The following is a 13,801-nucleotide window of genomic DNA, read 5'->3' on the forward strand; positions in this document are numbered from 1 at the left end:
GCTAGACTTGATTTCATGGGTTTTCGTCGGAGTGTTCGAACGTGAGAACGAGCGACTCGTAGTACGGACCGTTCAGGTCCATCGCGCGCTTCGAACCATGCAAAATGATTGCGTGATAAAACTCGCCACCGTCAGCAACGTACAGCACCCACTTGTGATCCGTTGCAGGTACCGACACCAGTTCACGTTTCATCGCCGGCAGCGTGCCAATGGTAATCGGCTGCCACTTGGAATCTGCCCATTGCTTCGCTTCCTTGGGTAAGAAGCCCGGTAAGATCGTGTCACCGCATTCGGTAAGTGATCCACTTCCTGCAGCCGTGAACATCACCGCATGAATGGCCGCATGGTTATCCGGAGATTCCAAGGAAAATGTGTTTCCTTCGTCTGTCGTTGTCCATTGCGAAGGTACCGTAAAGGTAACACCGAGCTGCGATGTTGCGGTGACGTAGATATCGCGTTCCATGGGAGTGCAGGCTCCGGCAATGAGCACCACAGTGAGAGCGACAAAGAAATGGGGGCGTTTCATGAGTGTATCATTCTATCTCCTTACCATCGGCACTGGTCCTTGCTTCACCGACTTGGCCAGTTCTGGAACATTGGCGAGGATCTCCTCAACGGCCAAATCACAAACGCGTGAACCGCCGACAGCGTTGAGGTGCGTGCCATCTTTGAAGCCGTCAGGGTACTGCGGAAAGAGGCCCGGATCGACATTGTTGAAAAGCAACTTCGAGCGTTCGGGGCCAAGTTGCTCGACGAGGGCCGCGGTCTTCTTGTTGAGGTCGAGCAGCGGAACCTTTAGTTCTTCCGCAACCTTGCGAGCTGCCACAACATAATCGCCATGCGTATCGCGCAGCGATTGGTTGTCGGAGTTCCAGACGTTGCGGACGATCGACGTCGCGAGCATGGGAGTCGCCTGACGCTCACGAACTTCTTTGACGAAGCGAGTAAGGTTTTCGCTGAAGGAGCCAAAGGGGTCCGTATGTCGGCCCTCGTCAGGCTTATTGTCGTTGTGGCCGAACTGAATGATGACAAAATCGCCAGCCTTCATCAGCGGCAACATCTTTTCCCAGCGACCGCGAAAGCTCTTGGTGCTCTGCCCCGACGAGGCATGATTCTGCACCTTCACATGATCCTGAAAATAAGGCTGCAGCATCTGCCCCCAGCCTCGCGCGGGAGTCGCCGGCACGACCTGCTGCGTGGCCATCGTCGAGTCGCCCGCCATGAAGATCGTGAAGGATTTCTGGCCTTCGTCACTCTCTTGCCCGTCGACTGCTCCAACGAATAGACCGCAGATCAACAGAATTGGGATGTACTTGCTCATCTGGGCGAAAATCCAGTGCAACCGCGAAGAAGCAAACTCAATGCGGGGAAACCGATCCACCGATTGTCGCTTACTTCGCTCGCTCAGCCAACTCGCGCAGCACCGACTTCGTCGCTTCAGTGGCCAGCAATTGATACGCTGCTGGTTTCCAATGAAATTGATCGCCCCGCGCGAGCGGCAGGTTATCGGCGAGCAGTGAATAAAAATCGTTCACCGGCACCTTCATTTCTTCCACCACCTTTGCAGCCAAGCGATTGTGCTCGACGATGACGGGATTGATCTCCGCATTGAGTTCTTCGGGCTTACCCTTTACGGTGACGGGCGTGCTGCTGGCCCAGATGATGCGAGTCTTGGGAGAAGCGTCGCGAATCACCTGCACATAGGCTTTCGTCAGCGGTTCAAAGGTTCCGGCTTTGATTCGTCCTTCTTGCCAGCCGTGCAAACCCATGTTGAAGTGGACGACGTCATAGGGCCCGTTCTTCAACACTTCGCCCAGCACCTTGTTGGTATGAGCCGACTGGCAATACGGATTCACCCAGACATCGACATACGCCTTGCCTTCGAGCGACTTCGTTACCTGCTTCAAGTAACCATTCAAAATCGAATCGCCGATCAAGAGGACGCGCGGACGGGTCTTGTCTTCGACCTTGGCCATATCGACGCGCCAGCCTTTGCCGTCGGCATGCAGACGAGTATCGGTTTCTGTTGCTGCGGGCAGCTTGGCCTTCTCTTGAGCGGCCAGTGGGAATGATGCGGCAAAGCACAACGAAAGAACAAAGACAAAGGTGCGCGTCATGAAATGCCTCTTGTCAGGAAGGCCGCAGCAAAGTCTCGCCCTGTTGTGCCGCAGGTCGATGGGAGAATGGCTGAGAAATCCGGATTGCCGGCACCGCGTCAGCAAGGTTGCCAGAATAATCGGCTGCTCAGCACTGGCAAGATGCCAGTGGCACCAATATGGGCCACTGGCACTTAATTCTAAATGCGATCAGAGCCAACTAGCTCGAAAAGCTGGCTTCCTTCCGCCCCGCGCGCTTGCGGTCGTTCTCGGTGAGGAACGTTTTGCGAAGGCGGATTTGGGTCGGCGTGATCTCGACCAGCTCATCGTCTTCGATGTACTCAAGCGCAGCTTCGAGATCCATCTTGCGCGGCGGCTTGAGCAGGATGTTGTCGTCAGTGCCGGAAGCTCGCATGTTGGTGAGCTTCTTTTCCTTGGTGGGATTCACGGCCATGTCGTTATCGCGGCTGTTCTCGCCAACGATCATCCCTTCGTACACTTCGTCGTTATGTGTGACGAACATGTCGGCCCGTTCTTGCAGCGTGTTCAGGCCGAAGGCATTCGCCTTGCCAGTGACCATGCTGACGTACACGCCGTTGGCTCGCTTGGGCACATCGCCGATGACTGGCTTGTAACCGGCGAAGCGGTGATGAACGATCGCGGTCCCCTGGGTGGCATTGAGCAAGCGAGTTCGCAGGCCGATGAGACCGCGAGCGGGAATCAAAAACTTGCAGTGGGTGAAGTCGCCACGAATGTGCATCTCTTCGGTTTCGCCGCGGCGAGCGCCGACCAACTCCATCACCGGGCCGAGTTTGAGTGAAGGAACTTCGACAATCAGCGACTCGAACGGCTCTTCTTTCACGCCATCGACCTCACGCATGATGACCTGCGGCTTGCCGACGGAAAGTTCATAGCCTTCGCGCCGCATGCTTTCGATGAGGACCGAAAGATGGAGTACGCCGCGGCCAGAAACGGCAAACGCATCGCTGCCGGGAACCTGGCGAACGCGCAGGGCGACGTTTCGTTCCAGTTCTTTCGTCAAGCGTTCACGCAACTGACGATTGGTGACGAATTTCCCTTCGCGTCCGGCGAACGGGCTGCTGTTGATGGTAAAGACCATCTCGAGCGTTGGTTCATCGACGGTCAGTCGTGGCATCGGTCGGACATGTTCGCGATGGCAAATGGTATCGCCGATTTCGACGTTCTCGATGCCAACCACAGCGCACACATCGCCGGCCTGCACTTCTTCCGCCTCGACGCGGCCCAGTTTATCGAACAAGTAGAGCTTGAGGACTTTGGCTTCGGTAACCACTCCATTCTTTTGTGCACAGGCGATCGTTTGCCCGCGCTTGATGCTGCCGGCCGTGATCCGACCAATGGCAATGCGGCCGACGAACTCCGACCAGTCGAGCGTGGTGACGAGCATTTGCAGCGGAGCATTTTCTTCGACTTCTGGTCCGGGAATCTGCTCCAGCACCATGTCGAGCAGGGGACGCATCGAGTCGGTGCGAACCTCAGGATCACTGGTGGCATAGCCTTCACGACCGCTGGCGAACAGATATTTGAAATCTTCCAGGTGATCTTCGGCACCCAAATCCATCAGCAGGGCGAACGCTTCGTCGAGCGTTTCGTGCGGACGGGCATCGGGGCGGTCGATCTTGTTGATGATGACGATCGGCTTGAGATTCGCTTCGAGCGCCTTCGAAAGCACAAACCGAGTCTGTGGCATCGGCCCTTCGGCTGCATCCATCAGCACGACTGCCCCATCGGCCATGCGGACGACACGTTCGACCTCGCCACCAAAGTCGGCGTGGCCGGGAGTGTCGATGATGTTGATCTTCACGTCCTTGTAGTGCAGAGCGATGTTCTTCGCGAGGATCGTAATCCCGCGTTCCCGCTCCTGGTCGTTCGAGTCCAAGATGCAATCGCCTTGCAGTTGGCTTTCGCGGAACTCGCCACTTTGGCGAAGTAAGCAGTCGACGAGCGACGTTTTACCGTGGTCGACGTGGGCGATGATGACAATGTTACGGATGTCGTTACGGCGCATGGCTGGGCGTCCTACCGGACTCTTCTCGTTTGCAGAACCGCCAAATTGCGAGGGGCGGCCTAAGGGGCTCAGGGAGAGCGTCAAAATGACGTGCAATAACTCTATTTTTAGGGGCCAAAGGCAAAACAGCCAAGGGGAAAGGCAAGGTTGGAGGCAGGAGGCGAGGGACGGGCGACGTGAGAATGAGCAATTGCGAGGCAAATGCAGGAAACCTAGGCCCGCCGTCGGAATGAGAATTCCGGGTTTGGAATTAATGAAGGTCGCGGCACCATCAGTATGATCTCGCCCTACTCCCGCCCCTCGACCCCCGTCCCCTACTTCCCCAACTCCTTGATCCGAATGTTGCGATACGAGGCCTGGGCCGGTTTGCCGCCATGAATTTGGAGGGCGATTTTGCCCGTCGTGGCAATGTTCGGTTCGGTTTCGGAGTAGTCCACCGTGGGGACTTCGTTGACCCAAAGTTGGATTCGCGGCCCTTGGCAGCGAATGACGACGTGATTCCAGCCGTCCGCATTCACCTTCTTTTGCAGAACGACGTCGTCGCCAGTTGCCAGAAACTTCCGCCGACGCGATTCGTCGTACAGCGCGCCCCAGATTGATTTGCCCGCTGCGAGTCCCATATCACATTGATAGCCGATCACTTCGTGATGGTTTGGAATTCGCTCGCTGCGGAACTGAATGCCGGCGTTTTCACCCGGTCCGACCAGTTTGGCTTCGAGTCGCAACTCAAAATCGCCGTAGTCCTTCTTGGTGCAGAGAAACTCGTTGTTCTTGATGTTCTCTTTCAACGAGCCGGCGGTTATTGCCCCTTCTTCCACTCGAAACACGTCTTCCTTCCCTTCCCAGCCGGACAGCGTCTTGCCGTCGAAGAGCGAAGTGAAGCCCTCCTCGGCCGCGTGAACATTTACGGCGACGAATCCCAGTAAGAGCGATACAATCGGCAAGACCGGAAGACGGCGAGACATGGGAGGTCCTTCAGAGTGTTGAGATGGCGAAATTTTTCTGTGCCGGAAGATTGTATCCCGTAGGAGGATTCGCCGCATCTTGGCCGATTCTGCTCAAGTCCGCGGTGCGCACTCCTAGAAAGGATCATTTCTCGCAACTACGATGAAATCCCAGCAGCAATTGCCCGGTACGCCTGCCACGCGACCCGCAGGCAGCAGGCCGAACATCAAGCTGGGTTGGTATTTATGGAAAATCTCTTTCAGCCCGAAATCAGTTTCGCCCAAGCAAGCGACGCCCTTTGGCGTCACAAGGGGAAGGCCCTGCTTGCGTTCGTGCTCGTCTGCTCAGCTGCGGCGTTCTATCTTTCGACCGCCAAGCGAGTCTACGAATCCGAAGCCAAGCTCTACGTCCGCGTGGGCCGCGAGAGCGTATCGCTCGATCCTTCCGCTACGACGGGCCAAGTGGTCACACTTACCGATTCGCGCGAAGGCGAAGTCAACGCCATTGAGCAACTTCTCGTCAGCCGCCAATTGGCCGAGCAGGTCGTCGACAAATTGGGGCCGGATACCATTTTTGGTCGCAAAACCGGCGGCTCAGCGAATTGGTCGCCGAAACAGGCGATTAAAGACGCGCTCGAAAAGTTGGAACCGTATAATCTCAACCCGCTCAAGGTCTACGACATTCGCGACAAAGCCATCACCACGCTGCAAAAGAACCTGCGTGTGACGGCCGTTCGCAAAACGAGCATCGTGACCGTTGCCTATTCGGCCGACGATCCGGACACCGCCCGGGACGTCGTCGAAACATTGATTGACCAGGCCCAGGGCGAACACCTGCGCATCAACCGAACCAAAGGCTCGCACGATTTCTTCGAAAAGAAAGAAAGCCAATTACGCGGCGACCTGGAAGCGCTTGAAGCTCAGCTGCGCGATCTGAAGAACGAATCGGGATTTGCCGAACTCACCACCCAGAGGCAGCTGCTGCTCCAGCGCATCTCGTCGATCAAGGGGCAACTGCTCGATACAGAAGCCGATCTATCTTCTGCGACGGCGGAAGTGAAGGCCCGCGAAGCTGAACTGGCTCGCATTCCTGAACTAGTGACTGCGGAAGAGACGACCGGTCAGCCGGAAACTCCGGAAAATCAGATGCGCACCAAGCTCTTCGACCTTGAAGTGCTGGAACGCGGGCTGGCCACCCGTCAAACCGATGAATCGCCACAGTTGATTGCGGTACGCGAACAAATCAAACAAGCCAAGTCGATTGTCGGCGACGAGGGAGTCAAAACGCAGACGACGAAATCTCTCAATAAGGTACGGCAGGAAAGCGAACTTGCCCTGAGCGCTCGCCAATCGCAAATGGCTTCCCTCGAAGCGAAACAAATCGCGCTCACGAGGCATCTGGATGAAGCCCGGGCCGAACTGCGGGCTTTCAATCAAACCGAAATCCAGATTGCACAACTGCAACGGTCGATCGATCTGGCTGCCGGGCAGTACGGCAAGTATTCCGAGTTCGTCGAGCAAACACGCATCGATCAGGAACTGCAAAATGCCAAGATCTCCAGCCTCAATTTCATGCAGCGGCCGTCGCACTCGATCACGCCCGTGAACCCAAAACCGCTGCAAGTGATCGCGGGGGGCTTTGTCCTCGCCTGCATCGCCAGCGGCGGAATCGTGTTCCTCGCTGAACGCCGACGGCTGTCTCTGCTTCCCCCTGCTGGCCCGCCCACGGAATCCATGCAGCCCGAACCGGCCCGGCAACCGGCACCAGCACGCGAGCGGGAACCGGTGGAAGAATCTGCCAGTATCGCGGCGATGACCCTGCGCCGCAGCGAAGCTACGCCGAGCTTGCCGCGGTAAGGCCTACCGCGGCTCAGTGCTACTCAGTTTGGGCTACGCATCAAACGTAACCAGCTTCTCTGGTTTGAGCACCACGGTTGCCAAAGGTGGCAGCGTGACGTTGATCTTGTGAGACCGGAAGTGCCAGCCTGGTTCTTCGGCCTGGCGACCGGGGAAATTTCCCTTGTTCGACCCGCCGTAATACTGCGAATCGCTGTTGAAGACTTCTTGGTACCAGCCACCGCGGGGCACACCGATGGGGTAGTTCTCGCGAACGACCGGCGTGAAGTTGTGGATCACGATCAGGAAGTCTTCTGGATCCTTCGCCTTTCGCATGTAGCTAAGCACGCTATCGGCGTGGGCATTGCAGTCGATCCATTCGAAGCCTTCCTTGTCGAAGTCTTTTTCGTACAAGGCTGGCTCGCGAACGAGCAGAGCGTTCGCGTCGGCGACCATCTTCTTTAGGCCGCTATGCGATTCCCACTGCAGCAGATCCCATTGCAGTTCGGCATCGTGGTTCCATTCATTCCATTGACCGAAGTCGCTGCCCATGTAGAGCAGCTTCTTGCCGGGATGGGTCCACATGTACGAATAGAGCAACCGGAGATTAGCGAACCGCTGCCAGAGATCGCCAGGCATCTGAGCCAGCAGCGACTTCTTGCCGTGAACCACTTCGTCGTGAGACAGCGGCAAGCAGAAGTTCTCGGTGAAGGCATAAATCAAGCTGAAGGTCAGCTCGTTGTGGTGATATTGGCGATGAATGGGCTCGTGCTTCATGAAGCGGAGCGTGTCGTTCATCCAGCCCATATTCCACTTGATGCTGAAACCCAGACCGCCGGTTTCGACGGGTCGCGAAACGCCACCCCAAGCGGTCGATTCTTCGGCAATCGTCAACACACCGGGGAAATTACCGTGCGCTTCGTAGTTGAATTCACGCAGCAGCGAAATCGCTTCAATGTTTTCGCGGCCGCCGTATTCATTGGGAATCCATTCGCCTTCTTTACGGCTGTAATCGAGGTACAGCATCGAGGCGACCGCATCGACCCGCAAGCCATCAATGTGATACTTGTCGAACCAGAACAAGGCATTCGACAGCAGGAAGTTGCGCACTTCGTGCCGGCCGTAATTGAAGATCATCGTTCCCCAGTCGGGATGTTCGCCCTTGCGCGGATCTTCGTGTTCGAACATGGCCGTGCCATCGAACCGACGCAGACCATGGCCATCTTTGGGGAAGTGGGCAGGAACCCAGTCGACGATCACACCAATATCGTTCTGATGGCAGTAATCGACGAAGTACATGAAGTCTTCAGGAGTGCCATGTCGGCTGGTGACGCCAAAATAGCCGACCGTTTGATATCCCCAACTCCCCGAGTACGGATGCTCGCTAATGGGGAGGAGCTCGATGTGCGTGTAACCCATCTCGCGACAATAATCGACCAACTGATGAGCCAGGTCGCGATACGACAGCCATCCGTGTTGGCGCGATGGATCGCGTCGCCAGCTCCCTAGGTGGACTTCGTAGCAACTGAAGGGCTTCTCGAGCGGATTAGCCGCGGCCCGGCGCGCCATCCAGTCAGCGTCTTTCCACTGGTGCTGCGTCAGGTCGGTGACGATCGACGCGGTGCGCGGCGGCAACTCGGCGGCAAAACCAAATGGGTCGGACTTATCGACGACCTCGCCCCACTTGGTTTTCACGCGATACTTGTACTTTTCGCCGGCCTTGAGGGCGGGGACGAATAGTTCCCACACGCCACTCCCTTCGCGGCGACGCATCAAGTGCCGACGAGCATCCCATTGGTTAAAATCGCCGACGACCGAAATGCTTTGCGCGTTTGGAGCCCAAACTGCAAAGTTGACCCCCTTCACGCCATTCACATCGCGCAATTGAGCGCCGAGTTTTTCGTAAGCTTTGAGTAAGCGTCCTTCGCCGAACAAATGCAGGTCAAACGGAGAAAGCATTGGTTCGAACGAATACGGATCATGCTGCGTTTTCATCTCGCCCCCTTCAGTGGCAAACTTAAGCTGATATTGTGGCCGCTCCGAGCCCGAGGGCAACGGGCAGAACGCTTCAAACAGGCCGGCAGGATGAATTTTGCGCATGGGGCGCGAGACGCGATGCGACTCGTCGACCACCCAGGCTTGATGCGATTCGGGCGAAAATGCCCGCACTGCAACGTGCGAACGGCCCTCATGTTGCACTAAGGCAGGCCCGAGCACACGATCGGGATCGTGCAAATTGCCTTCCAACAGAGAGTTCATATTTTGCAAAGAAACAGTCGTACGCACGCTCGGCTCCTTCGAGAGATCGATATCCTGAATGGTGTAAATCGTGGGCTCGCTCGTTGCTGGGGACTAATTGGGGCTTCGTTCGGCCTTCTGTGCGAGCCATAACGAGGGTGGACCTTCGGCTGCAAGTGGCGACTTTGGCGGTCCGAAATGCGGACCCAGTGGACGCTTTTGGTTAACGGCCAAACAACTGCTGGACGCTACTCCACGTTCGCTCAATCAGCGAACCTGCCACGGCCGGCTGCCGGGCTCGAGTGCGCCGCGGCGTCAGCTTGGCAGGTGTGGAGTCGTCCGCCGCATCTGTCGTCGGCGTACCAGGGTCAAATCGCAGCTGCCGTTCGCGCAGTTGGCGCGTCGTGCTGCGGGCCTGTCCGGGAGAAGAGGACGGCTGAGGCATGTTCAAATCATCGCTTCCTCCGCTCGTCGCGAGCCGGCATTTCACTTGATGAATACTCATTGCTTGATCGACTCGTCGCCACAAGTCGCTGTTCTTGACTGGCGTCAAACTGCCGAAGCGTTCCCACTGCCAATCGTTTTCGCGCCACTGCACCAGCCCTTCGGTAAGGCCTCGGCTGACCGCGCGGCTATGCGTGACCAGGGTGACCTGCGAAGGCTGATCGAGCGCTTCCAAACCGCGGACAATTGCCAGCAGTTCCAAACGCTCGCGCGAATCCCCGTCTTCTTCGTCCTCGGCATCGAGCACGGTTTTGCCGTCATCCGACTGAATGACGAACCGCCATCGACCGCCGATTTCGGCTTCACTTGGTGTGGAAGCCCCAGCGCCAACCAGCATGTTGCCGGTGGCCTGGGCGAACAACAAAAAGTGCGGAGCGGAGACGCTCATGGGTACATGCGCCGGGGTGAGAGGTCTGGTGCCGGTCAGGAATCACCAATGTGCGTGCATCCTGCCAACGTCCAGAGGCTGTCCCGCGCCTCCGCCGAGCCACTGCGTAAACAGCGGCTCCGTGAAGAAATCTATCGTCACCTCTTATCCTAGCTCTCCAGATTATCCAGCCGGGAAAGTTTGCTTCGGCGGAAATAGGAGCTAGTGCGCAGCCCGGTTACGCGGATGGGAAGGAAGGGGCGAGCTCGCGGACAGATTCAATAACGCCACCACCCCTGCGGTGGTGGTTCATTGGCTTTTACGCTAGCAATTGAGGAGAGGGCAAACGACTCGCCACTTGTGCAAAAGCCGCTAAACCCCCGGGACAGGCCCGGGGGCGTGAGGAAACGAGGTCTACACCGCCGCCAGAATCTGCTCTCCCACGCTCCAGCGGGCGGGATTCGAAGGGTCGCGTTCGATGCGGCGATAGAGCGTATCGCGTTCGATCGGTTCGCGGCCAGCTTCGACAATCAGCCGGCGAATCTGCTCGGTGGTGAGCAGTTCGGGGGTGGTGGCTCCCGCATCGTGGTAGATCAACTCGTGACGAACGGTACCGTCCAAATCGTCGGCACCGTAAGCTAGCGCCGATTGGGCGGTGCCAATACCGAGCATGATCCAATAGGCCTTGATATGTGCGATGTTATCGAGCATCAGTCGGCTGACGGCGATCGTGCGCAAATCCATCAATGCCGAGGGCTTCTTGATGTGCGAAAGACCCGTGTTTTCTGGGTGAAAAGCGAGCGGAATGAAGGTCTGGAAGCCCCCCGTTTCGTCCTGCAATTCGCGCAGCCGAATCAGGTGATCGATCCGGTGAAAGGCGTTTTCGATATGTCCATACAGCATCGTGCAGTTGGTCTTCAGTCCCAGTTGATGTGCTGTGCGATGAATATCGAACCAGTTCCGCGCATCCGCCTTATGTTCGCAGATCTTGCTGCGAACTTCCGGATGGAAAATCTCCGCGCCACCACCGGGCATCGAGCCTAGCCCGGCTGCCATTTGCTCTTCGAGAATCGAGCGGATGCTGCGCTTAGTGAGGAACTCGAACCAGTTGATTTCGACCGCGGTCCAGGCCTTTAAATGCAGGTCTGGATAGGCGTTGTGCAATGTCTGCACCACGTGCAAATACCATTCGTACTTACGCTGGTGGTGCAGGCCGCCCACGATGTGCATTTCGGTGCAACCGTTGTCGATTGCTTCCTGCCCGCGAGCGAGAATTTGCTCGTCGCTCATGGCGTAGCCCTTGGCCTCGCGCAAGTCGGAGCGGAATGCGCAAAACGTGCAGCGATAGACGCAGATGTTTGTCGCGTTCAGGTGCGTATTGATGTTGTAATACGCGGCGTTGCCATTCTTCCGTTCGCGAACGATGTTGGCCAGTTGCCCCACCTCATGCAGTGGAGTGGCCGGATCGTACAGCACCAGCCCATCGTCGAGCGACAAGCGCTCTCCGGCCAGCACCTTGTCCTTGATTGCGTCGAACGCGGCAGACGTAAAACCAGCCATGAAAATTACTTGGGGAAGAAGTCTCGATGCCTCGAACGCGACTTCGCGTTCGTTTCTATCGCTCTAACCGCCGAGTGTATGGCTGAGATAACCGCTTGTCCATGCGGTGCGTCGGGAGTGGGCAGACGTGCTGCCAAGAAACGAAAAAACGCTTGGTTACAATGCGCTGCCTCAGTCCTGCCCCTTTGGCCGCATTGTAATCCAAGCGTCTAAAGGTGATATCGGCGCGGACGCTATCGTCCACTACGCCAAAATTACGACCTGCGCAAAGCCGCACCCCGCAAGCGGTTAGGTAACTACGTCGCTTCGGAGGACGATTTGACTACTTTAGATTGTGGTGGCCAGAAAGTGATCGCAGCGGGCTCGCAGTGGTTGTTTCGAGCCCGCTAATCTCGGGGGCACCCTCGCTACCCACCAGGCTTCTTCAGCGACAAGCTGTGCAGAATCAGCACGCTTCCTACGGACACCAGCGCCCAGCCCAGCCACTTCGGCGGATTCACACGGTGGTTCGCTCCAGAAGTTGCCGCCACCATCGCCGGCAAACTACCCGCGCTCGCCATTTGCGGTTGTCGCCAGGCTTGCACGCGCTCGGCAAGAAACTGCGTCGACCGCTCGTTCAAAACGAATGTTTCGACCGCGCGAAACTGAACGCCGAGCAAAAATACCAACAACCCGGCCATAAAATACTGGTTGCGATTGAACTCCATGATGCATTTCTCCGCGGGCTGCCCCAGGTCTTCGTGGGCCCATTCCGGAAGGACCGCTTCCGAATGGTGACAGGAGTAGCTAATCGACCTATCGAAATTCTCTGCTAGCAGACTGAAGTTCAGCTGGCAAAAGTCCGCATGTGCAAATGCCGGAAAGCTTGCGGCCACTCACCCAGCGAGCATTGAACTTTGCGATTCCGGTCGTAGGGCCTAAACTGCCCGCCGACTCGTCGGGTGCAGAACGGAACTGTACTTGGGCGGTCAGGGTTCACGGAGGAACACCGCGATGAAGTTGTTTTTTTCGGTAGGCGAACCGAGCGGCGATTTGCATGGGGCCAACCTCATTCGCCAACTGGAGCACAAGGCCGGCAAAGTCGAAACGCTCGGTCTTGGCGGCCCGCGCATGCGTGCCGCTGGTTGCCATTTGCTCCGCGATATGACCGATTTGGCAATCATGGGGCTCGTTCCGGCGCTGGCCAAACTGCCGCAGTTCCTCAAATTGCTGGCGCAGGTCGAACAATCGCTGAAAACCGAACGACCCGACGCAGTCGTGCTGATCGACTATCCGGGCTTTAATTGGCACGTCGCGAAGAAGGCCAAGGCGCTGGGCATTCCGGTCGTCTACTATGGGCTGCCGCAACTGTGGGCGTGGCTCTCGTGGCGAGTCGAGAAGGTTCGCAAGTACATCGATCACCCGCTGTGCAAACTACCATTTGAAGAAGCTTGGTTTCGCGCGCAAGGCTGCCCCAAAACGACTTACGTCGGCCACCCATACTTCGACGAATTGAAAACGCAAAAGCTGGACGAACAGTTCCTCGCGCAATTCAAGCAAGGTTCGCAGCGGCTGGTGACAATTCTGCCCGGCTCGCGCCGCAGCGAAGTGACCAAGAACTTCGCCTCGCAAGTGCGCGCTGCCGAACTCATTCATCGGGCGGTTCCCGATGTCCGCTTTGCCGTAGCCAGCTATAACCAGCAGCAGGCGGCCATGGCAATGAAGATTCTCGGCCAAACTCGCTTGCCGCTGACGATCATTCCCGGCAAGACTGCCGAGCTCATTCACGCGGCCACTTGTACGCTGGCGGTCTCCGGCTCCGTTTCGCTGGAGTTGCTTTATCACGCCAAGCCCACAGTGGTGCAATACACACTGCCGATGCTGACGTACTACGCGATGAAAGCGCTGGTTCGCGTCAACTACATGTCGCTCGTCAATTTACTCACGACCGACGAGTTGCATCCTCGCAATAAACTGAAATACGACCGGCATTCGCCGCAGCATGCCAAGGCACTCTTTCCCGAGTATCCCGATTGGCGAGACCGGAGCGCCGATGTCGCTAGCCATGCAATCGAATGGCTGCAAGATGAGCCAGGTCGCTTAGCACTCGTTCGCAAGCTCGAAGACCTGCGTTCGACTCTCGCCATTGGCGGAGCCTCTGCCAATGCGGCAGATTACATTCTGAACAATGTGGTGAAGATTCAACAGACATACACTCGGGCCGCGTGAA

Annotated in this window: 11 protein-coding genes; 2 read left to right on the forward strand and 9 right to left on the reverse strand. The window is 57.1% G+C overall.

Annotated elements, in window-relative coordinates; genetic code table 11:
* Window positions 1-13: 13 nt before the first annotated feature.
* From ETAA8_RS24055 to ETAA8_RS24075, 5 genes are all read right to left on the reverse strand, one after another.
* A complete protein-coding gene (locus ETAA8_RS24055) occupies window positions 14-526 on the reverse strand; it encodes a hypothetical protein (RefSeq protein ID WP_145094487.1) in 513 nt (170 codons plus the stop codon).
* Between the two features lie 12 nt (window positions 527-538).
* The gene (locus tag ETAA8_RS24060; RefSeq protein WP_145094490.1) at window positions 539-1,321 is read right to left on the reverse strand and encodes a rhamnogalacturonan acetylesterase; all 783 of its coding nucleotides are present in this window, start codon (window positions 1,319-1,321) and stop codon (window positions 539-541) included.
* A 70-nt stretch (window positions 1,322-1,391) separates the two neighbouring features.
* The gene (locus ETAA8_RS24065) at window positions 1,392-2,117 is read right to left on the reverse strand and encodes an SGNH/GDSL hydrolase family protein (protein ID WP_145094493.1); all 726 of its coding nucleotides are present in this window, start codon (window positions 2,115-2,117) and stop codon (window positions 1,392-1,394) included.
* Window positions 2,118-2,316: 199 nt separating this feature from the next.
* Window positions 2,317-4,143 (reverse strand): translational GTPase TypA, encoded by a 1,827-nt coding sequence (typA, locus tag ETAA8_RS24070; RefSeq protein WP_145094496.1) that lies wholly within the window; start codon window positions 4,141-4,143, stop codon window positions 2,317-2,319.
* A 314-nt stretch (window positions 4,144-4,457) separates the two neighbouring features.
* Window positions 4,458-5,108 carry a 3-keto-disaccharide hydrolase gene (locus ETAA8_RS24075; protein WP_145094499.1) on the reverse strand — a complete coding sequence of 217 codons (651 nt, stop codon included), beginning with the start codon at window positions 5,106-5,108 and terminating at the stop codon, window positions 4,458-4,460.
* Window positions 5,109-5,333: 225 nt separating this feature from the next.
* Between ETAA8_RS24075 and ETAA8_RS24080 the strand changes: the two genes are divergently transcribed.
* On the forward strand, window positions 5,334-6,944 hold the full coding sequence (locus ETAA8_RS24080; RefSeq protein WP_145094502.1) for a GumC family protein: 1,611 nt from the start codon (window positions 5,334-5,336) through the stop codon (window positions 6,942-6,944).
* Window positions 6,945-6,977: 33 nt separating this feature from the next.
* Here the strand turns inward: ETAA8_RS24080 and glgB are convergent, their stop codons facing one another.
* The 4 genes from glgB to ETAA8_RS24100 all read right to left on the reverse strand — a co-directional run bounded on the left by glgB (window position 6,978) and on the right by ETAA8_RS24100 (window position 12,299).
* Entirely contained in the window at window positions 6,978-9,209 is a 2,232-nt protein-coding gene (gene glgB, locus ETAA8_RS24085; RefSeq protein ID WP_145094505.1) for a 1,4-alpha-glucan branching protein GlgB, read from the reverse strand.
* 175 nt (window positions 9,210-9,384) lie between these two features.
* Window positions 9,385-10,053 carry an RNase H family protein gene (locus tag ETAA8_RS24090; protein ID WP_145094508.1) on the reverse strand — a complete coding sequence of 223 codons (669 nt, stop codon included), beginning with the start codon at window positions 10,051-10,053 and terminating at the stop codon, window positions 9,385-9,387.
* Window positions 10,054-10,446: 393 nt separating this feature from the next.
* Window positions 10,447-11,592, reverse strand: a complete 1,146-nt coding sequence (mqnE, locus tag ETAA8_RS24095) for an aminofutalosine synthase MqnE (protein WP_145094511.1) — start codon at window positions 11,590-11,592, stop codon at window positions 10,447-10,449.
* 407 nt (window positions 11,593-11,999) lie between these two features.
* Window positions 12,000-12,299, reverse strand: coding sequence for a hypothetical protein (locus tag ETAA8_RS24100; protein WP_145094514.1), 300 nt, complete (start codon window positions 12,297-12,299; stop codon window positions 12,000-12,002).
* A 286-nt stretch (window positions 12,300-12,585) separates the two neighbouring features.
* Between ETAA8_RS24100 and lpxB the strand changes: the two genes are divergently transcribed.
* Window positions 12,586-13,800, forward strand: coding sequence for a lipid-A-disaccharide synthase (gene lpxB / locus ETAA8_RS24105; RefSeq protein ID WP_145094517.1), 1,215 nt, complete (start codon window positions 12,586-12,588; stop codon window positions 13,798-13,800).
* Window position 13,801: the final 1 nt, after the last annotated feature.

The sequence above is a fragment of the Anatilimnocola aggregata genome, from assembly GCF_007747655.1.
Classification (GTDB): Bacteria; Planctomycetota; Planctomycetia; order Pirellulales; family Pirellulaceae; genus Anatilimnocola; species Anatilimnocola aggregata.

Coding starts and splice junctions, on each gene's coding strand:
- ETAA8_RS24055 (WP_145094487.1), bottom strand. CDS start 526: ATGAAACGCCCCCATTTCTTTGTCGCTCTCACTGTGGTGCTCATTGCC.
- ETAA8_RS24060 (WP_145094490.1), bottom strand. CDS start 1,321: ATGAGCAAGTACATCCCAATTCTGTTGATCTGCGGTCTATTCGTTGGA.
- ETAA8_RS24065 (WP_145094493.1), bottom strand. CDS start 2,117: ATGACGCGCACCTTTGTCTTTGTTCTTTCGTTGTGCTTTGCCGCATCA.
- typA (WP_145094496.1), bottom strand. CDS start 4,143: ATGCGCCGTAACGACATCCGTAACATTGTCATCATCGCCCACGTCGAC.
- ETAA8_RS24075 (WP_145094499.1), bottom strand. CDS start 5,108: ATGTCTCGCCGTCTTCCGGTCTTGCCGATTGTATCGCTCTTACTGGGA.
- ETAA8_RS24080 (WP_145094502.1), top strand. CDS start 5,334: ATGGAAAATCTCTTTCAGCCCGAAATCAGTTTCGCCCAAGCAAGCGAC.
- ETAA8_RS24090 (WP_145094508.1), bottom strand. CDS start 10,053: ATGAGCGTCTCCGCTCCGCACTTTTTGTTGTTCGCCCAGGCCACCGGC.
- mqnE (WP_145094511.1), bottom strand. CDS start 11,592: ATGGCTGGTTTTACGTCTGCCGCGTTCGACGCAATCAAGGACAAGGTG.
- ETAA8_RS24100 (WP_145094514.1), bottom strand. CDS start 12,299: ATGGAGTTCAATCGCAACCAGTATTTTATGGCCGGGTTGTTGGTATTT.
- lpxB (WP_145094517.1), top strand. CDS start 12,586: ATGAAGTTGTTTTTTTCGGTAGGCGAACCGAGCGGCGATTTGCATGGG.